This is a genomic window from Streptomyces camelliae (assembly GCF_027625935.1).
Classification (GTDB): domain Bacteria; phylum Actinomycetota; class Actinomycetes; order Streptomycetales; family Streptomycetaceae; genus Streptomyces; species Streptomyces camelliae.
This window is the reverse complement of the sequence record NZ_CP115300.1, coordinates 8,242,692-8,268,586: the sequence shown is the minus strand read 5'-3', so window position 1 is coordinate 8,268,586 and position 25,895 is coordinate 8,242,692. Positions and strand designations below refer to the sequence as shown.

General features: G+C 72.0%; 23 protein-coding genes and 2 pseudogenes. 18 read left to right on the top strand and 7 right to left on the bottom strand.

All coding sequences use genetic code 11. The features are described 5' to 3' along the window. Positions 1 to 254: 254 nt before the first annotated feature. The 10 genes and pseudogenes from O1G22_RS37960 to O1G22_RS37915 form a co-directional block, all read left to right on the top strand. Positions 255 to 1,475 (top strand): serine hydrolase domain-containing protein, encoded by a 1,221-nt coding sequence (locus O1G22_RS37960; protein ID WP_270085454.1) that lies wholly within the window; start codon positions 255 to 257, stop codon positions 1,473 to 1,475. After that, a pseudogene (locus O1G22_RS37955) lies at positions 1,472 to 2,753 on the top strand (CAP domain-containing protein). The gene O1G22_RS37960 and the pseudogene O1G22_RS37955 overlap by 4 nt, the downstream one beginning before the upstream one ends. A 56-nt stretch (positions 2,754 to 2,809) precedes the next feature. After that, entirely contained in the window at positions 2,810 to 3,487 is a 678-nt protein-coding gene (locus tag O1G22_RS37950; protein ID WP_270085453.1) for an AIM24 family protein, read from the top strand. A gap of 176 nt (positions 3,488 to 3,663) precedes the next feature. After that, positions 3,664 to 4,704: a tetratricopeptide repeat protein gene (locus O1G22_RS37945; RefSeq protein WP_270085452.1), complete on the top strand. Its 1,041-nt coding sequence runs from the start codon at positions 3,664 to 3,666 to the stop codon at positions 4,702 to 4,704. A gap of 103 nt (positions 4,705 to 4,807) precedes the next feature. Continuing rightward, positions 4,808 to 5,827 (top strand): polyprenyl synthetase family protein, encoded by a 1,020-nt coding sequence (locus O1G22_RS37940; protein ID WP_270085451.1) that lies wholly within the window; start codon positions 4,808 to 4,810, stop codon positions 5,825 to 5,827. A gap of 104 nt (positions 5,828 to 5,931) precedes the next feature. Then, positions 5,932 to 6,891 carry a threonine/serine dehydratase family protein gene (locus tag O1G22_RS37935; protein WP_270085450.1) on the top strand — a complete coding sequence of 320 codons (960 nt, stop codon included), beginning with the start codon at positions 5,932 to 5,934 and terminating at the stop codon, positions 6,889 to 6,891. 154 nt (positions 6,892 to 7,045) lie between these two features. Beyond that, entirely contained in the window at positions 7,046 to 8,638 is a 1,593-nt protein-coding gene (locus tag O1G22_RS37930) for a serine/threonine-protein kinase (protein WP_270085449.1), read from the top strand. Between the two features lie 50 nt (positions 8,639 to 8,688). Continuing rightward, positions 8,689 to 9,660, top strand: a complete 972-nt coding sequence (locus O1G22_RS37925; protein WP_270085448.1) for an LLM class F420-dependent oxidoreductase — start codon at positions 8,689 to 8,691, stop codon at positions 9,658 to 9,660. A 118-nt stretch (positions 9,661 to 9,778) separates the two neighbouring features. Then, positions 9,779 to 10,819: a hypothetical protein gene (locus O1G22_RS37920; RefSeq protein WP_270085447.1), complete on the top strand. Its 1,041-nt coding sequence runs from the start codon at positions 9,779 to 9,781 to the stop codon at positions 10,817 to 10,819. A 168-nt stretch (positions 10,820 to 10,987) separates the two neighbouring features. Beyond that, positions 10,988 to 11,141: pseudogene (locus O1G22_RS37915) on the top strand (VOC family protein); the annotation flags it as partial. Here O1G22_RS37915 and O1G22_RS37910 read toward each other — a convergent pair. Next, positions 11,129 to 11,680 carry a DUF6328 family protein gene (locus O1G22_RS37910; RefSeq protein ID WP_270085446.1) on the bottom strand — a complete coding sequence of 184 codons (552 nt, stop codon included), beginning with the start codon at positions 11,678 to 11,680 and terminating at the stop codon, positions 11,129 to 11,131. The pseudogene O1G22_RS37915 and the gene O1G22_RS37910 sit on opposite strands and share 13 nt — an antisense overlap. A gap of 70 nt (positions 11,681 to 11,750) precedes the next feature. Beyond that, positions 11,751 to 12,734 carry an aldo/keto reductase gene (locus tag O1G22_RS37905; RefSeq protein ID WP_270085445.1) on the bottom strand — a complete coding sequence of 328 codons (984 nt, stop codon included), beginning with the start codon at positions 12,732 to 12,734 and terminating at the stop codon, positions 11,751 to 11,753. A gap of 163 nt (positions 12,735 to 12,897) precedes the next feature. Here O1G22_RS37905 and O1G22_RS37900 point away from each other — a divergent pair, with 163 nt between their 5' ends. After that, positions 12,898 to 14,658 (top strand): cholesterol oxidase substrate-binding domain-containing protein, encoded by a 1,761-nt coding sequence (locus O1G22_RS37900; RefSeq protein WP_270086645.1) that lies wholly within the window; start codon positions 12,898 to 12,900, stop codon positions 14,656 to 14,658. Positions 14,659 to 15,133: 475 nt separating this feature from the next. Next, the gene (locus tag O1G22_RS37895) at positions 15,134 to 15,337 is read left to right on the top strand and encodes a hypothetical protein (protein ID WP_270085444.1); all 204 of its coding nucleotides are present in this window, start codon (positions 15,134 to 15,136) and stop codon (positions 15,335 to 15,337) included. Here O1G22_RS37895 and O1G22_RS37890 read toward each other — a convergent pair. Together O1G22_RS37890 and O1G22_RS37885 are read right to left on the bottom strand one after the other, a co-directional pair. Then, on the bottom strand, positions 15,304 to 16,125 hold the full coding sequence (locus tag O1G22_RS37890; RefSeq protein WP_270085443.1) for a lipase family protein: 822 nt from the start codon (positions 16,123 to 16,125) through the stop codon (positions 15,304 to 15,306). The two genes, O1G22_RS37895 and O1G22_RS37890, sit on opposite strands and share 34 nt — an antisense overlap. A gap of 61 nt (positions 16,126 to 16,186) precedes the next feature. Beyond that, entirely contained in the window at positions 16,187 to 17,383 is a 1,197-nt protein-coding gene (locus O1G22_RS37885) for an FAD-dependent monooxygenase (protein ID WP_270085442.1), read from the bottom strand. Between the two features lie 339 nt (positions 17,384 to 17,722). On the opposite strand from O1G22_RS37885, the gene melC1 reads away from it, so the two are divergent. Together melC1 and melC2 are read left to right on the top strand one after the other, a co-directional pair. Continuing rightward, positions 17,723 to 18,103, top strand: coding sequence for an apotyrosinase chaperone MelC1 (gene melC1, locus O1G22_RS37880; protein ID WP_270085441.1), 381 nt, complete (start codon positions 17,723 to 17,725; stop codon positions 18,101 to 18,103). Between the two features lie 35 nt (positions 18,104 to 18,138). Further along, positions 18,139 to 18,960 (top strand): tyrosinase MelC2, encoded by an 822-nt coding sequence (gene melC2 / locus O1G22_RS37875; RefSeq protein WP_270085440.1) that lies wholly within the window; start codon positions 18,139 to 18,141, stop codon positions 18,958 to 18,960. A gap of 10 nt (positions 18,961 to 18,970) precedes the next feature. Here the strand turns inward: melC2 and O1G22_RS37870 are convergent, their stop codons facing one another. Both O1G22_RS37870 and O1G22_RS37865 read right to left on the bottom strand, forming a co-directional pair. Beyond that, the gene (locus O1G22_RS37870) at positions 18,971 to 19,663 is read right to left on the bottom strand and encodes a ribonuclease H family protein (protein WP_270085439.1); all 693 of its coding nucleotides are present in this window, start codon (positions 19,661 to 19,663) and stop codon (positions 18,971 to 18,973) included. A 54-nt stretch (positions 19,664 to 19,717) separates the two neighbouring features. Next, a complete protein-coding gene (locus tag O1G22_RS37865) occupies positions 19,718 to 20,512 on the bottom strand; it encodes a VOC family protein (protein ID WP_270085438.1) in 795 nt (264 codons plus the stop codon). Positions 20,513 to 20,909: 397 nt separating this feature from the next. Here O1G22_RS37865 and O1G22_RS37860 point away from each other — a divergent pair, with 397 nt between their 5' ends. The 4 genes from O1G22_RS37860 to O1G22_RS37845 all read left to right on the top strand — a co-directional run bounded on the left by O1G22_RS37860 (position 20,910) and on the right by O1G22_RS37845 (position 25,328). Further along, positions 20,910 to 22,343: a family 2B encapsulin nanocompartment shell protein gene (locus O1G22_RS37860; RefSeq protein ID WP_270085437.1), complete on the top strand. Its 1,434-nt coding sequence runs from the start codon at positions 20,910 to 20,912 to the stop codon at positions 22,341 to 22,343. A 17-nt stretch (positions 22,344 to 22,360) separates the two neighbouring features. Beyond that, entirely contained in the window at positions 22,361 to 23,413 is a 1,053-nt protein-coding gene (locus O1G22_RS37855; RefSeq protein ID WP_270085436.1) for a family 2 encapsulin nanocompartment cargo protein terpene cyclase, read from the top strand. Positions 23,414 to 23,480: 67 nt separating this feature from the next. Then, a complete protein-coding gene (locus O1G22_RS37850; RefSeq protein ID WP_225096063.1) occupies positions 23,481 to 24,356 on the top strand; it encodes a geranyl diphosphate 2-C-methyltransferase in 876 nt (291 codons plus the stop codon). A 69-nt stretch (positions 24,357 to 24,425) separates the two neighbouring features. Then, positions 24,426 to 25,328, top strand: coding sequence for an aminoglycoside phosphotransferase family protein (locus O1G22_RS37845; protein WP_270085435.1), 903 nt, complete (start codon positions 24,426 to 24,428; stop codon positions 25,326 to 25,328). A 13-nt stretch (positions 25,329 to 25,341) separates the two neighbouring features. On the opposite strand, the gene O1G22_RS37840 is transcribed toward O1G22_RS37845, so the two are convergent. Continuing rightward, on the bottom strand, positions 25,342 to 25,824 hold the full coding sequence (locus tag O1G22_RS37840; RefSeq protein WP_270085434.1) for a VOC family protein: 483 nt from the start codon (positions 25,822 to 25,824) through the stop codon (positions 25,342 to 25,344). Between the last annotated feature and the right edge of the window lie 71 nt (positions 25,825 to 25,895).

Sequence of the window (25,895 nt, the reverse complement as noted above, 5' to 3'; positions counted from 1 at the left end):
CGGCGCTGTTCGGCACCACGGGGGCTGGTCGGGCCCCGAGGACAACCCTTACGGATCAGTCATGTCCACGTAAAGTCGGAATGATCCAATTCGCGAACTTCTATGTAATTCCTTTACGAACGGGCGCCACGAAGTGATCACAATCTGATCAGCTGCGTGTCGGCTGTGGAGACGTGGCGTCAATCCCTTAGGTTCCAGGGCCGGAATGTGACCGATGTCGCATCACATGTCGTACGGACGGGAGTGGGTGCCGGATGGTGTCAGCAAGGGTGGGGCAAGGTGCGGTCCTCGGCGCGATCGCGCTGTCGCTTCTCGCGGTTCCGGCACGGGCCGCGACGGCGGAGCCGGACACGCCGAGGGGAGCGTCGCTCGCGGCGCCCGACACCGCGGGGGTGGCCGCGGCGCTGAAGTCGTCGGTGGAGGCGGGCGCGCCGGGTGCCATGGCACTGATCGACGACCACGGCAAGACGTACAAGGTGACCCGCGGCCTCGCCGACCGCGGCACCCGGCGGGCCCTCAGCACCGACGACCGGTTCCGTATCGGCAGCGTCACCAAGACCTTCTCGGCCGTCGTCCTGCTCCAGCTCGCCGACGAACACCGGCTGGCACTCGACGCGCCGGTCAACCACTATCTGCCGAAGCTGCTGCCGGACGACCGGATCACCGTCCGCCAGGTGCTCGGCCACCGCAGCGGGCTGTACGACTACACCAATGACATGTTCGCCGACAGCGTCGCCGGCTTCGAGGCGGTGCGGAACAAGGTCTTCACCTACCGTCAGCTGGTCGAGCTCTCCCTGAAGAAGCCCCGCACCAACGCGCCCGGCGCCGCGTACTCCTACTCCAACACCAACTTCGTCATCGCCGGGATGCTCATCGAGAAGCTCACGGGTCAGTCCGTGCGGACCGCGTACGAGGACCGCATCTTCAAGCCCCTCAAGCTGCGCGACACGTTCTACGTCCACCCCGAGACCACGATCCCCGGCCGGTACGCCCACGGCTACCTCACCCCCGACACTGCCGGTGAGCCGCTGGTCGACGCCACCGTCCAGACCGTGTCCTGGGCACAGAGCGCGGGGGCGATCATCTCCAGCGCGCGGGATCTGGACACGTTCTACTCCGCGCTGCTGAGCGGCAGGCTGATGTCCGCCGCGCGGCTCGGCGAGATGGAGCGGTTCAGCGCGGTGAACGCGACGACCGCGTACGGGCTCGGGCTGCGGCGGCGTGCGCTGTCGTGCGGGGTGTTCGTGTACGGGCACACCGGGATCGTGCAGGGGTACTACACGTATGCCTTCGCCACGAAGGATGGTTCACGCAGTGTCGCGGCTGTCGCCAACACGTCCAACAACGGGCAGGTGCAGAGTGCGATGGGGGGTGTGCTGGAGTCCGCGTTCTGTGGGGCGGCGAAGTCGGCCAAGGGCTTGGGGGCGGCAAGCGGGGAACTCCTCCATGAGGGCCGGGCGTTGTCCCCGATGTGACCAGTGAGCTTGTCGCCGGGGGCAATGTGCCGCTGCCCGGTGGTGTGCTGCGGCTTCGGGTGGCCGGCGGCTTCGATGTGTCCGCTCTCGTCACCGGGGCGGACGGCAAGGTCGGGTCCGACGGCGACTTCGTGTTCTACAACCAGCCACAGGCGCCCGGTGTCCGGCTGCTCGGTGACGCCCTGGCCGTCGAGCCGGGGCGGCTGCGGGCCGGGGCGTGCCGGGTCACCGTCGTCGTGAGTGCCGCCGAGCCGGGGACGCCGCTCGGACGGTGGCCCGCTCCCCGGCTTGAGGTCACGGACGCCTCCGGTCGTACGGTGGCCCGGTTCGTACCGCCGCGGCCCGGTTCGGAGACCGTGCTGCTGCTCGCCGAGCTGTATCTGCGGCCCGGCACCGGGTGGAAGCTGCGGGCGATCGGGCAGGGGTACGCCGACGGGCTGGCCGGGCTCGCCCGGGACTTCGGGGTGGAGGTCGGCGAGGACGGCTCCACCACCGAGGACAGCTCCCCTGCCGATGCCGACTTCCTTCGGCTGGTCAACTCCGCGCGTACGCAGGCCGGTTCGGTGCGCATCGCTCTCGAACCGCGTCTCGTGTCCGCCGCCCGGTCGCATGCGCGTGCCATGGCGGACGCCGGGCGGCTGGGGGCCGAGGGGCGGGACGGGGTGTCGGTGCATCAGCGGATCACCGGGGCCGGGTACGCGTACATCAGGGTCGGGGAGCATCTGGTCTCGGGGCCGCGCACTCCGGACGAGTTCGTGGAGTACTGCCTGGGATCGGAACGGTCCCGGCGGATCCTGCTCGATCCCGGGTTCCGGCATGCCGCACTCGCCCACGCCGACGCCGGGGACCGGTACTGGACCGCCTTGTGGGCCGCTCCGCTGACCCCGGAGGCGCTGGACCGCGCGGCCGCCGAGGTCCTCGCGCTCACCAACACCGAGCGCCGGCGGGCCGGGCTGGCCCTGCTGGCCGTCGATCCACAGCTCACGGCCGCGGCGCAGGCGCACTGTGCGGACATGGTGGCCCGGGACTTCTACGACCATGTCTCCCCCCGGCGGCGCCCAGCCGTGGGACCGGGCCGCCGCGGCGGGTTCCCGGCTGCGGACCATCGGCGAGAACATCGCCTGCGGACAGCGCAGTGCCGCCGAGGTCGTGGCGGGCTGGATGAACAGCCCCGGGCACCGGGCCAACATCCTCAAGCGGGAGTTCGGCCACATCGGCATCGGCTTCGCGGGCGGCGGCCGGGCGGGCACCTACTGGTGCCAGCTGTTCGGTGGCTGACCGGCCACTTTGCGTGATCTTGGCGGAACGACTGCTTCCGGGACACCATGCCCGGCATGAAGGGTGATCTCTTTTCCAGTGCGCACGTGGTGCAGCCGGCCGTGGCGCCGGGCATGTCCGTCGAGAACGCCAAGTGCCTCCGCTACGCGGTGAGCGGCGAGATGTACGCCCGCCAGGGCGCGATGGTCGCCTACCGGGGCGACCTGAAGTTCGAGCGCAAGGGCCAGGGCGTCGGCGGCATGCTGAAGCGTGCGGTCACCGGTGAGGGGCTGCCCCTCATGGCGGTGCGCGGGCAGGGCGAGGCCTGGTTCGCGCACGAGGCGCAGAACTGCTTCATCGTCGAGGTCGAAGCGGGTGACCGGTTCACCGTCAACGGGCGCAACGTGCTGTGCTTCGACCCCTCGTTGTCGTACGAGATCAAGACGGTGAAGGGGTCGGGCATCGCCGGCGGCGGGCTGTTCAACAGCGTGTTCAGCGGGCAGGGCCGGCTCGGTCTGGTCTGCGAGGGCAATCCGCTGGTCATCCCGGTCTCCGCGCAGGCCCCGGTGTACGTCGACACGGACGCGGTGGTCGGCTGGACCGCGCAGCTGCAGACCTCGCTGCACCGCTCCCAGTCCATCGGGTCGATGCTGCGCGGCGGTTCGGGCGAGGCCGTGCAGCTGATGCTCCAGGGCGAGGGCTTCGTCGTGGTGCGACCGAGCGAGGCGACCCCGCAGAAGGCCCAGCAGCACTGAGCCGGCACGCCCTCAGCACGTGATCCACGTCGCACGGGCAACCTCCGTCGCCGTACGCGCGTCTTGACCGGCAACAGAGCGATGCGCCCCGGCTCCCGGGCCGGGGCATCTTTTCGATCCCCTATACACGGGATGTATACACGACATCTATACATGTCGTGTATAGAAAGGTGCGTATGTACGGCAAGGCTTTCGCCCCGGAGTACCAGGGCGCCCTGACCTCCCTCTCCGTGAACTCCTCGCTGGTCGACGTGCTGGCCGAGGCCACCGCGCGGCTGCGTGAGGCCGAGCGGGCCGGGCGCCCCGGCGAGGCCGCCCGCTGTGGGCTCGCCGTCGCCGAGGCCCAGCGTCGGCTCGGCCGGATCGAGGACGCGGACCGGGCCTGGAAGGCGAGTTACCGCGCCGCCCGCCAGGCCGGCGACACCGGCGCGATGGCGTGGGCGCTGTGGAGCGGCGGCACTCTCGCCCGGCAGCGCGGCGCGTTTCCGCTGGCCTGGCGGCTGCTCGGGCTCGCCGCCGACCTCGGTGAGCGCGGCGGGGACGTGGTGGTGCGCGGCTACTCCCTGGCGGGGCTGGCGGAGACCGGTCGCATCCAGGGCGACTACGCGGCGGTGGGCCGGCTGCACGAGCAGCTGCTGGCCGAGGCCCGCCGGCGCGGGGAGGCCCGGCACACGGTGTGGGCGCTGGAGGGCATCGCGCAGATGCACCGCAACACCGGGGACTTCGACCGGGCGTACGCACTGTTCGAGGAGGCGGCCCGGATAGCCGAGCGGGCCGAGGACCGGCGGGGGCACGCCTGGGCACTGCGCGGGCTCGCCGACATCCTCTCGGTCCGCGACAAGGACACCGAGGGCGCCCTGGAGCTGCTCTCGCGGGCGGAGGCCGGCTGCCGCGCGATGAATCTGTCCAGCGCGCTCGCCTACAACCACAAGATGCGCGGCAACGTCCTCTACCGCGCCGGGCGTTACGCCGAAGCGCGAAAGCTGTACGAGCTGGCGCTGGAGGAGTTCCGCGCGATGGGCGAGCCGCGCGGCACGGCGCTGGCCCGGCTGGGGCTGGCCAAGTCGCTGGCTCAGCTCGGCCGGGACCGCGCCGAGACGGCGGCCGAACTCGCCGATCTGGCCCGGACATTGGAGCGCGGCGGGCTCAAGCACGCGCGGGAGATGGTGGCCCGCGCCCAGGAGGAGTTCGGTCTCGGCATGGAGGGGGTGCGATGACCACCGTACAAGCTCCGCCTCGCGCGCCCGAAAACCTCGCCCCCCGCCGGGACCTGACCCAGCCGGCACCCGAGGAGCTCCGTGCCGGCATGGAGGGCGTGCGATGACCACCGTACAAGCTCCGCCTCGCGCGCCCGAAGTCCTCGCTCGCTGCCGGGAGTTGGTGCGGCCGGCGCTGGAGGAGGCGGTGGGCGGGATGCATCCGTGGGTGGCCGAGATGGCCGGGTACTCCTTCGGCTGGTGCGAGGTCGGCGGGGCGCCCGCGGCCGCGCCGGGCGGCAAGGGCGTACGGCAGGCGCTCGCGGTGCTCGGCGCCGAGGCGGCGGGCGCCGACGGCCGGGCCGGCGTACCGGCGGCGGTGGCGGTGGAACTGGTGCACGCGTTCTCGCTGCTGCACGACGACATCATGGACGGCGACGGCACCCGGCGCCGCCGCCCGGCCGTGTGGCGGGCCTACGGCACCGGACCGGCCGTACTCGCCGGGGACGCCCTGTTCGCCCTCGCGGTGGAGACCCTGGCCACGGCGGCGGGCGGTCCCGGCACCCTGCGGCTGCTGTCTGCGGCCCTCGCCGACCTGGTGCGCGGGCAGGCCGACGACCTGCTGTTCACCGCCCGGCCGCACGCCGGACCGCAGCGGGTGACGCCCGAGGAGTACCGGGCGATGGCGGAGGGCAAGACCGGCGCGCTGCTGGGCTGCGCCCTCGCGCTGGGCGCCGCGCTCGGCGGGGCGCCCGAGGCCACGGTCGGCGTGCTGGCACGGGCCGGCCGGCACCTCGGCATCGCCTTCCAGCTGGTCGACGACGTGCTGGGCATCTGGGGCGATCCGGCCGTCACCGGCAAGCCGGCGGACGGCGATCTGCGGATGCGCAAGATGACATACCCGGTGCTGGTCGCGCTCGGTTCCCCGGTGGCCGGCCGGCTGCCCGCACTGCTCGGCCGGCCGGAGCGGGCCACGGAAGCCGCCGCACTGGTCGAGGCGGCGGGCGGCCGTTCAGCGGCGCTGGCCGAGGCGCGGACGCACACGGCCGCCGCACGGGCGCTGCTCGCCGAAGCACCGCTGGCCGCCGGAGCCGCCGGGCAGCTGCACACGCTGCTGGACCATCTGGCGGACCGTGAGCTGTGAGCTCCTCGGGGCCGGTGGCGAAACGGTGTTGACCTGGGGAGTCCGGGCGGGTGAGGGTGCCAGGGGCGCGGTTCCCACACCCCGCGCCGGAAGGGTGAAGCACCTTGATCGGCATCTCGGACATCGAAGCCGCCGCGGAACGGATCGCCGGGCACGTGGTACGGACGCCGACCGTACCGAGCCCGGGGCTGACCGCGCTGCTCGGCGCCCCGGTCACCACCAAGCTCGAACTCCTCCAGCGCACCGGCTCGTTCAAGGCACGCGGGGCCACGGCGAAGCTGCTGTCGCTGAGCGAGGCCGAGCGGGCGGCCGGCGTGGTCGCGGTCAGCGGCGGCAACCATGGCATCGCCCTCGCGGTGATGGCGGCGGCCCTCGATGTGAAGGCGACCGTGGTGATGCCCCGGACCGCTCCCGCGCGTTCCGTCGAACTCGCCGAGGCGGCCGGGGCGTCGGTGCGGCTGACCGACGGCATGGGCAGCGCGTTCGAGCTGGTGCTCCGGCTGCGGGACGAGGGGCTGACCCTGGTCCACCCGTTCGACGACCCGGTCGTGATCGCCGGACAGGGCACCGTGGGGCTGGAGTTCGCCGAGGACGCGCGGGAGCTGACGGATGTGATCGTCAGCGTCGGCGGTGGAGGACTGATCGCCGGAGTGGCGGCCGCGCTGCGCGCCCGGCGCCCGGACGTGCGGGTGTGGGGCGTGGAGACGGCGGGCGCCGAGGCGATGTCGGCCGCGCTGAAGGCCGGCGGTCCGCTTCAGGTGCCGGTGTCCTCGCTCGTCACCACACTGAGCGCGCCGTCCGTGTCCCAGCTGACCTATGACCATGTCTCCGCGCTGGTGGAGGAGGTGCTCGTGGTGCCGGACCGGGAGGCGGTGCAGGGCTGTCTGGACCTCGCCGACCACGCCAAGGTGTGGGCCGAGCCGGCCGCGGGCTGTCTGCTGCCGGCGGCCCGGCAGGTGCTGGCCCGGGTCGGTGACGGCGCCCGGCTGGGCCTCGTGGTGTGCGGCGGGAACACGACACCCCGGGAACTCATGGGATGGGCCGATGAGTTCGGGCTGAGGTGAGCATCCGCCGAGCCGGGGCGCGCACCGGAGTCCGCTGAGCCGGGGGCGCGCCCCGGAATCCATGGAAAAAGGGGCGCATCCGGGATTTCTTTGAACGCACCCCCACGCGCCCCGCGTACCCCTGGGAGACACGGAACAGGGGTTTCAGCGAGGGATGACCATGGTCAAGGCGCACGTCTCCGCACACGAGTTGGTCGCCGGACGGTACCGGCTCCTGGAGGTCTTCGCCCGCGAGACGAACCGCTTGTGGTGGTACGCCGAGGACGTGACGGCGGACCAGCCCCGGCTGGTGGCCCAGACCGCCCTGCCGGAGCCGTTCACCGACGACACCGTGCGCCGGGTCACGGCCCGGGTCGTCCGGACCTCGGAGACCATGCGGCTGCTGCGCCCCGCCCAGGTCGCCGCGGTCGTGGACGCCGTGGTGGAGGCCGGCACCCTGTGGACGGTCACCGAGTGGATCGACGGCACACCGCTCACCGAACTCCTCGACCGCGAGGGTGCGTTCAACCCCGTGCGCTCGGCCCGGATCGGCCTGGAGCTGCTCGACGTGCTCCAGGCCGCACACGACGAGGGCATCACCCATGGCGAGCTCAGCCCCGGCCAGGTCTTCGTCCCGGAGGGCGGCCCGGTGATCGTCACCGGGTTCGGGCTGGCCGGGGCGACCCTGGTGCCCCGGCTCACGGCACCGTCGTACGCCTCGCCGGAGCAGGCCCGCGACGAGCGGATCGGCCCGGCCGCCGACCTGTGGGCACTGGGCGCGCTGCTGTACACGATGGTGGAGGGCCGGCCGCCGTACCGGGACCGGGGCAGGCCCGAGGCCACCTTGAAGGCGGTGGACCGGCTGCCGCTGCGCACCCCGCTGCGCGCGGGCCCGCTCAACCAGGCCGTGCAGGGGCTGCTGCGGAAGAGCTCGCGGGAGCGGCTGACCCGGCAGGTGGTCCGCGCGGCCCTGACCCGGGCGCTGGACGGCGACGGCGAGGCGGACCAGCCGGCGGCCCCCGTGCCCCGGCTGCGCGGTGTCCACCCGAGCGTGCGGCTCCCCGGCGGGGTGCACGGCAGACGGGTGCTGGCCGCCGGCAGCGCGCTGGCCGTGGTCACCGTGGCGGTCACCGCCCTGGCCGTCACCCACCAGCTGCCGGGCACCGGCACCGCCCACGCGCCGGACCGGCCCGCCACCTCCGCGGCACCGGTCACCCCGGCCGCCCCGGCCGAGCGGCCCTCCGTTTCCGCGAAGCCCACGCCGACCCCCACGCCGACCGCGTCGGCGGCGGCCCCGGCCGCGCTGCCCGCCGGATACCACCGCTACACGGCCCCGGAGGGCTTCTCGGTGGCACTGCCGGACGGCTGGAAGCGGCTCGTCACCACGCGCGTCACGGACTCCTACCGCATCACCTTCGGCACGGGCGGCTCCTCCCCCACGCTCGCCGTCACCTACAGCGAGCACGCCGGCCCGGACCCGGTCGCCGTCTGGCAGGACGACGTCGAACCGCACCTGGAGCGGCTCCCCGGCTACCAGGACGTGGCCGACGCACATGCCACGACCTATCGGGGCCACAAGGCCGCCGACCTGGAGTGGCTGTCGGGGACGGGGAGCGCCCGGGTGCACACCTTCGGGCGCGGCTTCCTGCTCGGCGGCGGGCGCAGCTTCTCGCTGCGTTTCACCACCCCGGCCGCGACCTGGGACGACGCCGCGAACCGGCTGGCGCTGAAGACGTTCCTGGCGACGTTCCGCGAGCCGCGGGACTGACCGGTGCCGGTGGTCCGTTTCCGGTCCCCGGGCGTGGGGACTCGCCGGTCATGGTGCACATCGGATACACGATGATGACGGAGCAGACCGGGCCCCGGGACCTCGTGGACCACCTCGTGCGGGCCGAGGAGACCGGCTTCGACTTCTCGGTGATCTCCGACCACTACTTTCCGTGGCTGCGCTCGCAGGGCCACTCCTCGTACGCGTGGAGTGTGCTGGGCGCCGCCGCCCAGGCCACCTCGCGGATCCCGCTGATGACCTTCGTGACCTGCCCCATCCTCCGCTACCACCCGGCGATCGTGGCGCAGAAGGCGGCCACGGTGCAGCTGCTGTCGCAGGGCAGGTTCCGGCTCGGCCTGGGCGCGGGCGAGAACCTGAACGAGCATGTGGTGGGCGGCGGCTGGCCCCCCGTGGACGTGCGGCACGAGATGCTCGAAGAGGCCGTGGGGATCATCCGCGCGCTGTTCGCCGGCGGTCATGTCACCCACCACGGGCCGTACTACGACGTGGACTCCGCCCGGCTGTGGGACCTGCCGGAGCAGCCGCCGCCGATCGGCATCGCCGTCTCCGGCGAGCAGTCCTGCGAGCTCGCCGGGCACCTCGCCGACCTGGTCATCGCGACCGAACCGAAGCCGGGGCTGCTGGCGGCCTTCGACCGGCACGGCGGCAGCGGCAAACCCCGTGTCGGTCAGCTGCCGGTCTGCTACGACCCCGACCGGGACACGGCCGTCAAGCGCGCCCACTCCCAGTTCCGCTGGTTCGGGCTCGGCTGGAAGGTGAACGCCGAGCTGCCGCACCCGGACTCCTTCGAGTCCGCGACCCGGTTCGTGGACGAGGACGACGTCGCCGCCGCGATCCCGTGCGGCGACGACCCGGACGCCTTCGTGGACGCCGTACGGCCCTACGCCGAGGCCGGGTTCGGGGAGATCGCCCTGGTGCAGATCGGCGGCGACGCACAGTCCGCGTACCTGGACTGGTCGGCGAAGACCCTGCTGCCCGCGCTGCGGGAAGCCTTCGGCTGACCCGGGCCGGCCGGGTCCGCCCGGGTCTGCCAAAGCATGGCCAACGCGTCCATATAGGCTTTCCTGTCCGTACCCGCCCCGGGTGCGGTCCCTCGACATCCTCGCAGGAGAGTCATCCGTGACCCTGGCCATCGACCCGTCCGAGACGTCCGCCCCGGCCGCGGCGCCGCTGTCCGACCTCGTGGCGCGCGACGCGCGTGAGTTCGGCGTCTACGCGCGCACCGGAGGCTGGGCCTTCGCGCTGATGGTGGCCCGCAGTGTGCGGCCGGGCGGGCAGGCCGCCGGCGAGACGCCGAAGGTGTCGGCGAAGGAGTTCGCGCAGCTGGCCGGCTGCTCCCCGGAGCGGGTCATGCGTCACTACAAGGCCTGGGACCGGGCCGCCGACGACGGGCTCGTGCCGCAGTTCGAGACCCTGGAACCCGGACAGGAGGTCGAACTGCCGGATGCCGACGTGTGGTTGAGCTACTACGTCTCCCGCAACAGCGCGACCTCCGAGCGCGGCACCGCGATCGCCGAGGCAGCCGAGGCCGAGGGCATCCGCCCCACCAAGGCCCTGGAGGTCGCCGAGAACCCGACCGCGCTGCGCGCCGCGATCCTGGCCGACCCCTCCACCGCCCGCGCCGCCCGCACCGCCCTGCTGGACCGGCTCCGGGAGGACCCCGAGCTGCAGGCCGAGCTGGCGCGGGACGTCGTGCGCACCGACGACCTGAAGAAGGCCGTCGCGACCGAGAGCCGGGCCGCCGACCGGATCGGCTACGTCCGCCAGATCGCCGAGTCCGGGCAGATCAGGACGCCCGCCGGACAGACCGTCGAGGCCCCCGCCGAGCTGCGCGAGGAGGCCGAGCGGCATCTGTCGCTGATCGACGAGCTGGAGGAGACCGAGGACACCGGCGAGTGGGCCACCGAGGCCTACGACACCATGAGGTCGCTGGTCGTCGAGGCGGTCGAGGCCGATCCGGAGCTGCGGGTCCAGGAGCGGCGGACCAGGTTCTACAGCAGCCTGCAGAAGGCCACCAAGGCGTTCGAGGAGCTGACCTTCGACGACGCCCAGGACTTCTACGAGGACGACATGGTCCAGCGCCTGGAGGAGCTCCAGCAGGCCATCGGCACCTGCCTGACCGCGCTGCGCGGAGCGCGCGAGGAGCGGCCGCGGGACTGAGCGGTGCGCACCCACGGGGGTGAGCTGCCGTACTCGTGCCCGTGCCCCCGCCCGGCGCCACGATGAGGTTCCGGTGCCGCCCCGAGCCGAGGAGCCCCGCCGTGACCGCAGCGCATTCCGCCCCGCTTCCCGCGCCGGGCCCGCCGATCTCGGCGGGCAGCCGTTCCAGTCACCCGTCTGGAGGCGCTCGGCGTCACCTGCTTCGCCGATCCCCACCACGGCGAAACGGGCGCGTCAACCGCCTCTTCGGCGGCCGTGACGCCTACTTCGCCGACCCGTCCGGGCACACCAGGAGATCATGACCCGGCCCTACGTCCGGCCCTGGCGGCGTCCGGGGCCCGGGCCGCCCGGCGGCAGGTCCGGGGCCCGGTCGCCGGGGCGGACCGGGTGCCGGCGGCGGGCCCACAGCGGCAGCGCGTACCAGCAGAGCAGGTACCACGCGACGACGGCCGCCACGAGGTACGGCACGAAGCCGGCGTGTGTGGCGACCCGGAGGATCAGCAGCAGGGCGGACGTCATCGTCGCGAGGAGCAGCAGCAGGCCGACGAACGTCATCCGGGACGCCAGCCGCACCGCCCGCGGCTTGACCCGGAAGCCGGAGACGAGGCGGTGCAGGGACACCGGTCCGACCAGGGCGCCGGTCGCGCAGGCGCCGAGGACGACGGTCACGATGTAGATGACCTGGTCACTGTGGGAAAGCCGGTCGTACTTGGGCTGGAAGACGACGGTCAGCAGGAAGCCGAACAGGATCTGCACGCCCGTCTGGGCGACCCGGACCTCCTGGATGAGCTCACCCCACATCCGGTCGGCCCGCTCCTCCTCGGTCTCGTGCCGCCCCCTGCGTCCTCCGTCCTCCGTCATGCGGTGCGGGTAACCGTCCGGCCGTTCGTTCAAACGGTGGCCACCCGGCAAACGGCGGTCGCCCGGACGACTACCAGCGCCGTTCGACCTGGTCCTTGATCCGGCGGTCGTACAGCTCGCGGATCGCGGTGAACGTCTCCTCGGGCAGCGGCGGCAGCTTGGCGGCGGCCGCGTTGGCGCGGGCCTGCTCGGGGGTGCGGGCGCCGGGGATGACCGTCGTGACGCCCTCCTGCTCGATGATCCAGCGCAGCGCCAGCTGGGCCGGGGTGTACCCCTCGGGGGCGAGTGCGGCGAACTCGGCGGCCGCCTCGACACCGGTCTCGTAGTCGACGCCGGAGAAGGTCTCGCCCTGGTCGAAGGCCTCGCCGTGCCGGTTGAAGGTGCGGTGGTCGTCGGCCGCGAACACCGTGTCCTTGGTGTACTTGCCGGACAGCAGGCCGGAGGCGAGCGGCACGCGCGCGATGATGCCGACCCCGGCCTCGCGGGCGGCGGGCAGCACCTCGTACAGCGGCTTCATCCGGAACGGGTTGAGAATGATCTGCACGCTCGCCACGTTCGGCCGGGCGATCGCGGTCAGCGCCTCGGCGCAGGTCTCCACGCTCACCCCGTACGCCGCGATCCGCTCCTCCGCGACGAGCGTGTCCAGCGCGTCGTAGACCGCGTCGGAGGAGTAGACGGGCGTCGGCGGGCAGTGCAGCTGGACGAGGTCGATGCGGTCGACACCGAGGTTGCGGCGCGAACGGTCGTTCCAGACGCGGAAGTTGTCCAGGACGTAGTGTTCGGGGAGCTGCTCGGCCCGGCGGCCCATCTTGGTGGCCACCAGCACATGCAGATCGGGGCGGCCGCGCAGGAACGAGCCGATGGTCTCCTCGCTGCGCCCGTCGCCGTACACATCGGCCGTGTCGAAGAAGGTGACCCCCGACTCGGCCGCCGCCTCCAGGACGGCCACGGCCTGTTTGTCGTCCACGTCGCCCCAGTCGGCGCCCAGCTGCCAGGTGCCGAGACCGACCACCGAGGCCCACTGGCCCGGCCTGCCGAATTCGCGTTCGTCCATGGCGCCAGTGTGGCATCCGGAACCGGCCGGCGCGGAACGGGCCGCTCCGGCACGCTGTCTGTACGTCGACGGTACGCTTTTCACCCACATGGGTGATCTGGGTGGACAAGAGCACGGTGGGCGTCAAGCGCGCCCTTACGGTGAGCCCGTGATCGATCGTTCCATGGACACGTCGGCCAACTTCCCTTCTGTGCACGGTGGTTCGGGTGCGGTCAGCCGTCGCGGTCTGCTGCGCGGCGCCGCCGCGTTCGCCGCCGTACCGGTCCTGCTCGCGGCCGACCCGGCGGTCGCCGCAGCCGAACTCCCCGGGTTTCCGGCCGAGGTGACGCTCTACCGCTCGGCCTACCGCAACTGGGTGGGCGAGATCACCGCCGACGGGCTGTGGGCCTGCGCCCCGACCGGGCCGGAGCAGGTGCTCGCCGTGGTGAACTGGGCGTGGCGCGGCGGCTGGCGGGTCCGCGCGCGGGGCAGTTCGCACGGCTGGTCACCGCTCACGATCACCGAGGGGACGACGGCGCGGACCCGGACCCTGCTGATCGACACCACCCCTCATCTGACCGGCCTGGCCCTGGAATCCGGCTCGGCGGTCCGCGCCGGCACCGGGGTGACCCTGGAGGCCCTGCTCACCTTCCTGGAGGGGCACGGGCTGGGCCTCACCGCGACACCCGCGCCCGGCGACCTGACCCTCGGCGGCGCCCTGGCGATCGACGCGCACGGCACCGCCGTACCGGCCGACGGCGAACGCCCGCCGCCGGGAAGCACGTACGGCTCGCTCAGCAACCGCGTCCTGGAGCTGACGGCGGTGGTGTGGGACGCGGACCGCGGGGCGTACGTCCTGCGCACCTTCCGCCGGGAGGAGGCGGACTGCGCCGCACTGCTGACCCACCTCGGCCGGGCCTTCGTCACCGAGGTGGTGCTGCGGGCCGGCCCGGACAGCGACCTGCGCTGTGTCAGCCGTACGGACATCCCGGCCCGCGAACTGTTCGCGGCGCCCGGCTCCGGAGGGCGCACTCTGGAGAGCTTTCTGCGCCGCTCGGGCCGGGTCGAGGCGATCTGGTTCGCCTTCACCGAGTTCCCGTGGCTGAAGGAGTGGAGCGTCACGCCGGTCCGCCCGGCCGGCTCACGGCACGTCACCTCGCCGTACAACTACCCGTTCTCGGACAGTGTGCCGACGCTCGTGGCCGACCTGGTGGGGCGGCTGGTCGCGGGCGCGGGCTGGTATCTGGCACCGGAGCTGGGCACCGCGCAGCTCACGGTGGCCAGGCTCGGGCTGGCGGCCACCGGCTCCGCCGATCTGTGGGGGCCGTCGAAGAACACGCTGCTGTATCTGCGGCCGACCACGCTCAGGGTGACCGCGAACGGGTACGCGGTGCTCACCTCGCGGACCGGAGTGCAGCGCGTGGTCCACGAGTTCACCCGTCACTACCGGGAACTGCTCGCCGCGTACGCCGCGCGGGGCCGCTTCCCGGTCAACGGCTCGGTGGAGATCCGGGTGACCGGCCTGGACGATCCGGCCGACAGCGGTGTGCCCGGGGCGCGGATCCCGCTGCTGTCGGCGCTGCGGCCGAGCGCGGAGCATCCCGAGTGGGACACCGCGGTGTGGCTGGACGTGCTGACGCTGCCCGGCACGCCGTACGCGGAGGCGTTCCTGCGCGAGCTGGAGCGGTTCCTGCTCGGCGCTTACGACGGCGGGTACGCCCTCGCCCGTGCGGAGTGGTCCAAGGGCTGGGCGTACACCGACGGCTCCGTCTGGAGCGACCCGGAGGTGCTCGGCACCGTCGTGCCCGGGACCTTCGGCCGGCAGGTGTGGACACGGGCGGTCACGACCCTCGACCGCCTCGATCCGCACCGGGTGTTCGGCAATGCCTTCCTGGACCGGCTGCTGCGCCGACCAGGCCTGGAAGCCGACTGGGCCTGGAAGTAGTGCCCCTCGTCCAGGTCCGCGAGGAATCCGGTCTCGCGCGGATCCCAGCCGAGGAGCGTGCGGGTCAGCGCGCTCGACGCGGGCATGTCGGCCCCGGCGAACCGGCCGAGGAAGCCGAAGTGCTCGTCGGCCCGCTCCGGGGAGACCCCGGTGACGGGCACGCCGAGGTGCCGGCCGATGACCTCCGCGAGATCCCGGAAGGGCACCGTTCCTGTGGGCTGAGCAGGGGTAAGCCTGCTCAGCAGCACGCCCCGAACGGTCTTGGGCGCACTGGTCCCCGGCGTCCTCAACCCCGACGCGGCGACACGAATCCTGTCCGTGGTCCGGTCCCGGGAGGCCGGTTAGCCCGAACGGCCCAGACCGCCACAAGCCCGAACGCCAACCATCACACGATCGAGTTGACGCGACCTGAAGCGCAGCCGGCCAGGGCGGCGCCGATGGCCTCGATGGCCCGCAGGTCGGTGGCGCCCGCCGCATGGATGGCGCCGAAGTCGTGGACGAAGGCCAGGTGGACGACACCGCCGGCGGCGCCTGCCGCACGGGCCAGGCCCTCGGGGTCGGCCAGCTCGCCGCGGCAGGCCTCGGCCCCCGCGGCCCGCAGCGCCGCGGCGGCCTCGTCGGAGCGGCCGGTCCGTCGACCCCGGCTCAGCCCAGGTTCTTCTCCAGGGCCGCCAGGTAGTTGTGCATGAAGTGGTCGCGGATTCCGTCGGACGCGGGCGCGAAGACGTCGGCGGTCAGCCCCGCCGCCCGGTCGGTGAGGGCCGAGAACATCGGCATGCTCTCGTGCAGCTTGCCCTTGGAGTCGATGTAGCGCAGCGCCCGGACATGGGTGAAGACGGGCTCGGGCGGCAGCTGGGGGACGATGTCGTTGTTGTTCACGAAGCGGTACGTGCACCGGCCGAGGCCTTGGTGGAACGCCTCGGCGAGCACCGGGTCGCAGGTGCGCGGCTGGCCGAAGGTGTAGATGCCGTCGGCCGCGAGGTGCGGCTTCTCCAGGTACATCCGGGCGCCGGCGAGCATGGCGAGGGCGCCGCCCAGGCTGTGCCCGGTGAAGTACAGGGTCTGTCCGTCGGTACGCAGGTCCGCGAGCGTGTCGGCGATGTCCGGGTACACCGAGCGCAGGGCCTCGGCGAAGCCGTGGTGGACGTGTCCGTTGCCGCCGGGGCCGGTGACCGGCGGGGTCGTGGCGTCGGTGAGCCAGTCCTTGATCTGGGTGGGTTCGGTGCCGCGGAACGCGGTGACGATCATCCGGTCGCCGGCCATCGTGTACGCCTGGGTGTCCTGCAGCGGGAACGGCGGGGTGAACCGGGTCTCGTGGTGCCGCACCTGGCCGAAGCCCCACTTCGCGGCCTGGTCCTCGATGACGGCACGGTCCTTGTAGGCGAGCTCGGCCGCGCGGGCCAGCCAGTAGGCGCGTTGCACGCTGTAGCCGGAGGCGGTCTGGTCGAACACTTCGGGCACGGTCATGGGCGGGTTCCTTGCGTGTGGGGGGTTCGGTGGGGGGATTTCGGGGGGATCGGGGGTCCGGCTAGCCGCGGCGGGGGGCGGACCGGGCGTGCAGGGCGCCGGCCGCCCGCGGGCCGAGCCACCGCTTGAACCGGCGCAGCGCCTCCAGTTGTCCGGCCGCCTTGTCGAGGCCGTAGTACACCTGCGGGGGGACGTACGGCAGCAGCGGTGAGTGGCGCTGGCCGAGCAGGGCGAACATCCGGTGCGGGGGCAGGTCGATGTAGCGGGGCAGGTTCTCGTACCAGCGGGCGCTGTAGCGGGCGGCGCTCTGCGCGGACAACAGCTCGGGCATGCGGCGGCGTTCGTAGGCGGCGAGGGCCTCGGAGAGGCCGGCGTGGCTGTGCAGGGCGTCGGCGAGGCACATGGCGTCCTCCAGGGCGAGGGTGGTGCCGGCGCCGATGGAGTAGTGAGTGGTGTGGGCCGCGTCGCCGAGCAGCACCAGGTTGCCGCTGTGCCAGGTGCGGTTGGTCAGGGTGCGGAAGGTCAGCCAGCCCGCGCCGGGACGGCCGATGAGCCGGTGGCCGTCGAGGACGTCCGCGAAGAGCCGCTCCAGCAGCGCACGCCCCTCCGCCTCGTCGGTCCGGTCCAGGCCGAGGCCGGTGAAGGTCTCCGGGGCGCACTCGACGACGCAGGTGCTGTGCCCGTCGCCGCAGCCGTAGCCGTAGGCCCAGATCCAGCCGTGGGCGGTCTCGGTGAAGGCGAAGGTGAAGGCGTCGAAGACCTTGGTGGTACCGAGCCAGATGTAGTGGTTGCGGCCCGCGCTGATCTCGGTGCCGAAGGCGTCGGCGTGCCGGGCGCGCAGGGCGCTGTGCACTCCGTCGGCGGCGACGACGAGGTCGGCGCCCGCGGGCGGTTCGGTGAGCTCGCTCTCGTACTCCAGCCGCACGCCGAGCGCGCGGGCCCGGTCGGCGAGCAGGCCGAGCAGCCGGTGGCGGCCGATGCCGAAGCCCTCGTCCCCGTGGTGACGGGTGGACAGGCCGCGGACGTGGGCGACGCCTTCGCTCCAGCGGACGGAGGCGTCCGCGATCGCCCGCGCCGAGTCGGGGTCGTGCTCCTGGAGCCGGTCGAGGAGGCCGCGCCAGTACGTCACGCCCCAGCCGTAGGTCGAGCCCTCGGGGTTGCGCTCGTGGACGGTGATGTCGTGCGACGGGTTCAGCCGCTTCAGCAGGATGGCGAGGTACAGACCTGCGGGCCCGCCCCCGGCACAGACGACCTTCACGCAGACACCCCTGTACATCACTGAACGTGGTCGGACGGGACCGCAGGGTAGCAGGCGGGGCGAGCCCTTCGATCGCGTCAGTTTGGCGTGGTGAGCAGAGCCACTCGGACGGACGGAACCCGAGAAAGATCACCGAAAAGACGGCCGGCGAGGCAAGGAATTCCCTGTTCCGGAGCGGATCGCCATCGACGGCAGCAAGATCAACTTCGTTCAACTCTGCACGACATGTGGTTACTTGTCCGGATCACAGCCAACCGGTTCCGAGCGATTTCGCCCGGCCCCGAAGGCCTCGATAGGCATGCGTCGTCACCACGGAAAGCACCCTCCAGGAGGACCCGCATGCCCGACATCAGCCGTCGCCGCGCGCTCACCGCCGCGGCCGCCCTGGCCGTGACGGCCACCGCCGTGGGCGTCGCCGCGACCGCCGCCTCGGCCGCCGACCACACGCACCCCATGCCGATGCCCGAGACCTTCGACGAGGTCTACAAGGGCCGCCGGATACAGGGCCGCCCGATGGGCGGGGGCGGCCACCACCACGAACACGGCGGCGGATTCGAGGTGTTGATCGACGGGGTCCAGCTGCACCTGATGCGGAACGCCGACGGCACCTGGATCAGCATCGTCAGCCACTACGACCCGGTGGCCACCCCGCGCGCCGCCGCCCGGGCCGCGGTGGACGAGCTCCAGGGCGCCCCGCTGCTGCCCTTCCCCGCCAACTGACCGCCCCCGCAAGGATTTTCGGAGCATCGCGCACCATGACCGTACGCAAGAACCAGGCCGCCCTGACCACCGACGAGAAGAAGCGTTTCGTCGACGCGGTCCTCGCGCTCAAGCGCAGCGGACGCTACGACGACTTCGTCCGCACGCACAACGAGTTCATCATGTCGGACACCGACACCGGCGAGCGCACCGGCCACCGCTCCCCGTCCTTCCTGCCCTGGCACCGCAGATTCCTGCTCGACTTCGAACAGGCGCTGCAGTCGGTGGACTCCTCGGTCGCCCTGCCGTACTGGGACTGGAGCTCGGACCGCACCGTGCGCGCCTCGCTGTGGGCGCCGGACTTCCTCGGCGGCACCGGGCGCAGTACGGACGGCCGGGTGATGGACGGCCCGTTCGCAGCGGCGGCCGGCAACTGGCCGATGAACGTGCGGGTGGACGGCCGTACGTTCCTGCGCCGCTCGCTCGGCACGGCCGTGCGCGAGCTGCCGACCCGTGCGGAGGTGGAGTCGGTGCTGTCCATGTCGACGTACGACATGGCGCCCTACAACAGTGCGTCGGACGGCTTCCGCAACAACCTGGAGGGGTGGCGCGGGGTCAATCTGCACAACCGGGTCCATGTCTGGGTCGGCGGGCAGATGGCCACCGGGGTCTCCCCCAACGACCCGGTGTTCTGGCTGCACCACGCCTACGTCGACAAGCTGTGGGCCGAATGGCAGCGCCGGCACCCGGACGCGGGCTACGTCCCGACGGGCGGCACGCCGGACGTCGTCGACCTGGACGAGACGATGAAGCCGTGGGACGACGTACGCCCGGCGGACCTGCTGGACCACACGAAGTTCTACACCTTCGACAGCTGAGGCAGGCCGATCAGGCCTCGGCGGTACGGCACTCCGGGTGGCCCCAGCCCTGCGCGTTCTTGGCGATGGACTCGCCGGCCGCGTAGGCGCGGCCGCACAGGCAGCGGCCGGGGAACTTCGCCTTGATCGTGCGGGAGGAGGCCCCGCCGCCGGCGCGGCGGAGCGCCTTCCTCCGCGGGGCGGCCGCCTTCGGGGTGTCGGGCGAGGCCGGCGGCTCCGGGGAGCCGAGCGCGCTGCCGGCCTCCTCCTGCACGGAGGCCGCCTGGCTGGCCGCGCGGTCGGCGAAGTCGTTCAACGGGTCGCCGTCGACCTGGTGGGCCGGGACGTAGCGGAACTCGACCGTGCGGCCGTCGAGGAGCGCGTCGATGCGGACGACGAGTTCCTGGTTGGCGACGGGTTTGCCGGCGGACGTCTTCCAGCCGTTGCGCTTCCAGCCGGGCAGCCAGGTGGTGACGGCCTTCATCGCGTACTGGGAGTCCATGCGGATCTCCAGCGGCACATCCGGCTCGACCGCCGAGAGCAGACGCTCCAGGGCGGTGAGTTCGGCGACGTTGTTGGTGGCCCGGCCGAGCGGGCCGGCCTCCCAGCGGGCGGGGGTCCGCTCGTCGTCGGAGACCACCCATGCCCATCCGGCCGGTCCGGGGTTTCCCTTCGAAGCCCCGTCGCACGCGGCCACCACACGTTCACGCATGCGCACGATCATGCCATGGGCGCGCGGACGGCCTTCCCGGCACCCCGCCGGTCGCGCGCACCGCCCTCAGACGTCCCTGACCGCCGGCATCTCCCCTTCGGTGGTCGCGGTGTCGATCACCGAGAAGTCCGCGCCCTGCGGGTCGCTCAGCGCCGCGAACCGGCCGAAGGGGCTGCTCATCGGCCCGAAGCGCAGGACGCCGCCGAGCTTGACGGCGCGCTCCACCGCCTGGTCGCAGTCGTCGACGCTGAAATAGAGATTGATGTACGACGGCACCTCGGGCGGGAAGTCGTCGGTCATCTTCATCCGGCCGAGCACGGTCCGGCCGGCCACGTCGAACATCCGGTAGTCGATCGCCTGGTCCTCCATCTGTTTCATCCGGTACGGGAAGACGGCGGACAGGAAGGTGTCGGCCTTCTCCGGTTCCCGGGTGAAGACCTCGGCCCAGCAGTAGGCGCCCGGGGTCCCGATCGCCTCGAAGCCCTCGTGGGTGCCGCCCTGCCAGACGCCGAACACGGTTCCGCTGGGCTCCCGGGCCAGACACATGGTGCCGAAGTCGCCGACCTTCATCGGCTCCATCAGCACCTCGCCGCCGTTGTCCCGGATCTTCCGGGCGGTGGCGGCGGCGTCCGGCGAGGCGAAGTAGAGGCACCATCGCGACTGGCCCTCCTGGCCGGGCATGGGCGGGACGACGGCGGCCACCGCCTTGCCGTTCGCATAGGCCTGCGTGTAGTTGCCGTACTCCGGCGACGACTCGCCGAAGGTCCAGCCGAGGACGTCGCCGTAGAAGCGCTTGGCTCCCTCGACGTCACTGAACATCGCGTCGGCCCAACAGGGCGTTCCCTCGGGTTGCACGGCCATGGTCACGGCCCTCCTGGTGCTGTATAGCCCGGTTACTCCCGCTTGCCCACCCCGCTGCTCACGCTAGCCATCCACCCGTCGGCCCGCGCGCCGAGCGGCCGGGGCCGGAGCCGCCCGCCCGGAAGGTCGCGGAGAGTAATGTTCCGGGCACGATCAGTTCGCCCGGACGGGTGAAGGGCGGCCAAGAAACCTCTGCGCGGAGGCGACCGGAAGCGTGCACACAGCCGCGCGCCGACTGTTTGACGCGAACGGCGAGTTTGCACAACCCGCGCGCTCAACCGCCCCTTTCACGCCTTACCCGGTGATCATCCGGCCTGTTTGGCTGATCCGTGCGCAGCTCCACCCGGAGCACCACCGACCAATCCCGTCACCCCCGTTGCGCCCCGCTGGAGGGAATGTGTCCACACCGGACGCCACCGGTTCCGTCATCGATGAACCCGTCCCCGACCCGGACGGACAGCTCACCAGCCTGAGCACCCGGGCGGCACGCCAGCTCACCACCACCACCAAGTCCGAACCGCAGATGCAGGCCATCACCTCCCGATGGCTGCTGAAGACCCTGCCGTGGGTGGACGTCAAGGGCGGCACCTACCGGGTCAACCGCCGGCTCCAGCTGCGCACCGGACGCGGCCGGGTGCACTTCGAGCACAACGGCGCCGACGACATCCGGGTGATCCCGGAGACCCTGACCGAGCTGCCGATCCTGCGTGGCTACCCCGACGGCGAGGTCCTGCAGGAGATCGCCGGACGCTTCCAGCCCCGCGAGGTGCGCGCCGGGCAGGTGCTGTTCGAGGCGGGCCAGCCCGTGACCGAGGCGTACCTCGTCGTCCACGGCCGTTTCACCCGCTTCACCAACGGCAAGTACGGCGACGAGGAGATCACCGGGGTCGTCACCGCGGGCGACCAGATGGGCGACGAGGCGGTCGGCCAGTCCGACCCGCTGTGGCTGTCCTCGGTGCGGGCCGACACCCCGGGCGTGGTCCTCGCCCTGCCCTGGAACGTCGTCCGGGAGGTCACCGACCGGGCGCCGTCCCTCGCCGCGCACCTCCAGGCGTACGTCGAGCGGCAGCGCAGGCCCATGAACCGCAAGGGCGAGGCCGAGGTGCCGGTGCAGGCCGGCCACACCGGCGAGCCGACCCTGCAGGGCGGCTTCGTGGACTACGAACTCGCCCCGCGCGAATACGAGTTGTCCCTCACCCAGACCGTGCTGCGGGTGCACACCCGCATCGCCGATCTCTACAACCACCCCATGGACCAGACGCAGCAGCAGCTGCGCCTGACCGTGGAGGAGATCCGCGAGCGCCAGGAGTGGGAGCTGGTCAACAACCGCGAGTTCGGGCTGCTGCACAACGTCGACTACGGCCAGCGGATCAGCACCTTCACCGGCCCGCCCTGCCCGGACGACATGGACGAGCTGCTGTCCATGCGGCGCAAGACCAAGGTGTTCCTCGCCCACCCGAAGGCGATCGCGGCCTTCTTCCGCCAGTGCAACCGGCGCGGTCTGGTGCCCGGCACCGCGAGCGTCGACGGGCACGAGGTGCCGGCCTGGCGCGGGGTGCCGATCTACCCGTGCAGCAAGATCCCGATCAGCGACGACCACACCACGAGCATCATCGCGCTGCGCACCGGCGAGGCCGACCAGGGCGTCATCGGCCTGTACCAGACCGGCATCCCGGAGGAGTTCCAGCCGGGCCTGAACGTCCGCTTCATGGGCATCAACGAGCAGGCCGTCATCAACTACCTGGTCACCGCCTACTACTCGATGGCGATCCTCGTGCCCGACGCGGCCGGGATCCTGGAGAACGTCCAGCTCGGCCGGACCGCCGACTGAGGGGCCTGGAGCACGCCATGAGCACACCCACCACCGCCTACACACTGCCCGGCCCGCCGAACATCGCCCAGGCCCTGCGCCCGGCCCGGCGCACCGGTGTGATCCCCGGCCTGCGCCACCGGCCGGCCGTGCCCGCCGACCCGGAGAAGGCCGCCGAGATCGACCGCCGGCTGGAGGCCTGGGCCCGGGAGCTGGATCTGTTCCCCGAGTCCTGGACGGGCGACTTCTCGGACTTCCAGTGCGGCCGGGCCGTCGTCCTGCAGCACCCGGGCGGCCTCGACCTGGACCGGCTCACCGCCGCGGGCAAGCTGCTGCTCGCCGAGAACATCGTGGACTCCTGCTACTGCGAGGAGGACGAGGGCCGGGGCGGATCGCGGCGCGGCCTCGGCGGCCCGCTGATCATCGCCCAGTCGGCGCTCGACCCCTTCCACGGCGTCCCGGAGCTGGAGGCCGAGTGGCGCGAGGGCCTCCAGGCCGACCCCGCGTTGCGCTCGTACCACCACGCCCTCGCGGACTACGCCACCTTCGCCACGCCCAGCCAGACCGACCGGTTCGTGCACGACATGGCCCGGCTGCACCTGGGCTATCTCGGCGAGGCCGCCTGGATGGAGACCCGGTACACGCCCCGGATCTGGGAGTACCTGGTCATGCGGCAGTTCAACAACTTCCGCCCCTGTCTGTCGCTGGTCGACGCCGTGGACGGCTACGAACTGCCCGAGCAGCTCTACGCCAGCCCGGAGATCCAGCGGATCACCGCCCTGGCCTGCAACGCCACCACCATCGTGAACGACCTGTACTCCTTCACCAAGGAGCTGGCGAGCGATCCGGACCACCTCAATCTGCCGCAGGTGGTCGCCGCCAACGACCGATGCGGGCTGAAGGCGGCCTATCTGAAGTCCGTCGAGATCCACAACCAGGTCATGGAGGCCTTCGAGGAGGAGTCGGCCACCCTGTCCGCCACCTCGCCCCTGATCGCGCGCTACGCCGAGGGCCTGGCCGCCTGGGTCTCCGGCAACCACGAGTGGCACGCCACCAACAGCAACCGCTACCACCTGCCCGACTACTGGTGATGCGCCCGGCCACGGGTGCCTTCAGCCTCTCCGCAACACCGTCACATCCGTACCGAAGGAGTCATCGTTGACCACCGCCCCCGCCCGACCCCACGTGGTTCCGGTCCCGACCCAGTCCATCTACCAGAACCGGGTCGCGGACTACTGGAACGCCGAGGAGAACCCGGTCAACCTCGAACTCGGCAAGATCGACGATCTGTACCACCATCACTACGGCATCGGTGAGGCCGACCGGTCGGTGCTCGACGAACCCGACCCCGAGCTGCGCAAGGAGCGGATCACCGGCGAGCTGCACCGCCTGGAGCACGCCCAGGCCGAGGTACTGGCCTCGCACCTCGGCCCGCTCACCCCGGACGACCGGGTCTTCGACGCCGGCTGCGGCCGGGGCGGCGGCAGCATCGTGGCGAACCTGCGCCACGGCTGCCACGCCGACGGGGTCACGATCTCCGCCAAGCAGTGCGACTTCGCCAACGAGATGGCCCGCAAGCGGGGCGTCGGCGACAAGGTGCGCTACCACCACCGCAACATGCTGGACACCGGCTTCGAGTCGGGGGCGTACGCGGCCTCGTGGAACAACGAGTCCACGATGTACGTCGAGCTGGACCTGCTGTTCGCCGAGCACGCCCGGCTGCTGCGCCGCGGCGGCCGCTATGTGACGATCACCGGCTGCTACAACGACACCTACGGCCGGGCCTCGCGCGAGGTGTCCCTGATCAACGCGCACTACATCTGCGACATCCACCCGAGGTCGGAGTACTTCCGCGCGATGGCCAAGAACCGGCTGGTGCCGGTCCATGTCGAGGACCTGACCGACGCGACGATCCCGTACTGGGAGCTGCGCAAGGAGGCCGACCATCTGGTGACGGGCATCGAGGACGCGTTCCTGGACGCCTACCGCAACGGCAGCTTCCAGTATCTGCTGATCGTGGCGGACCGTATCTAGGCCGAAGGTGATCGGCCGTACCGAAATCCGGTCGACAGCGCGGGCGCCGAGGCGCTGGGATGGCCGGCGATGAACGCCTTCACCCCACCGCCGCGTATGCACGCGGACGAGGTTCCCCTCGACGCCCCGCTGGTCGGCCGGCTGGTCGCCCGCCGGTTCCCGCACTGGGCCGGCCTGCCGGTACGGCGCCTCGTGTCCTCCGGCACCGAGAACGCCATGTTCCGGCTCGGCGCCGATCTGCTGGTACGGCTGCCCCGGCGGCCCGGCGCCGTACCGGACGTGCTGCACGAGCAGCACTGGCTGCCCCGGCTCGGGCCGCACCTTCCGGTGGCCGTGCCCGAGCCGCTCGGGATCGGGGAACCTGACGGGGAGTTCCCCTGGCCGTGGTCCGTCTACCGGTGGCTGGAGGGACACAATCCGGTGCCTACGGCCATCCGGGGACCCGGCCGACTCGCCGCGGATCTCGGGGCGTTCGTCCGCGCGCTGCGCCGTGTCGACCCGCGGGACGCACCGCCCGGCTACCGGGCCGGTCCGCTCCGGGAACGGGACGAGCCGACCCGCACGGCCATCTCCGAACTGGGCGGACGTATCGACACCGACGCGGTCACCGCCCTGTGGGAGCGGGCCCTCGACGCCCCGGACCACACCGGGCCCGCCGTGTGGGCCCACGGAGACCTCTCTCCCGGCAATGTGCTGGTCGACGGCGGCCGGCTGACCGCCGTGATCGACTTCGGCTGCGCCGGCGTCGGCGATCCGGCCGTGGATCTGATCGTCGCCTGGAACCTGCTGCCGGCGAGCGCCCGGGACGCCTTCCGCGAGGCTGTCGGCGCCGACGACGCCCAGTGGGCGCGCGGCCGCGGCTGGGCCCTGTCGATCTCGCTGATCCAGCTGCCGTACTACTGGGCCACCAATCCGGCGCTGGCGGAGAACTCCCGGCATGTCATCGCCGAGATCCTCGCCGAGGCCGGATGACAAGCGCCTGCGGCTACTCCCCCGCGTACGCCCTGTCGAGCGCGGCGACGTCCAGTTTGCCCATGGCCATCATGGCTTTCATGGCACGGTCGACCTTTTCCCGGTCGGGGTCGTGGATCATCTCGGACAGCCGGTCGTAGACGACCTGCCAGGAGACGCCGTACCTGTCCTTGAGCCAGCCGCAGGGGCCGGGCTCGCCGCCGTTCTCGGTGAGCTTGGTCCAGTAGTAGTCGATCTCCTCCTGGTCGGCGCACAGGATCTGGAAGGAGACGGCCTCGTTGAACGTGAACTGGGGGCCGCCGTTGAGCGCGATGAACCTCTGGCCGTTGGCCGTGAACTCGACGGTCAGCACGGAGCCGGTCTCACCGGGCCCGGCCTCGGTGTAGCGGCTGACACGGCCGACGCTGGAGTTCTTGAAGACCGAGACGTAGAACTCGGCGGCCTCCTCGGCCCGGCCGTCGAACCAGAGACAGGTGACGAAACCGTCGGTGGTCATGGATACCTCCTGGGCGGGGAACACAGTCATCTGTATCGACCGCTCCGCGCGGCGAAACTCATCGGCCGGAC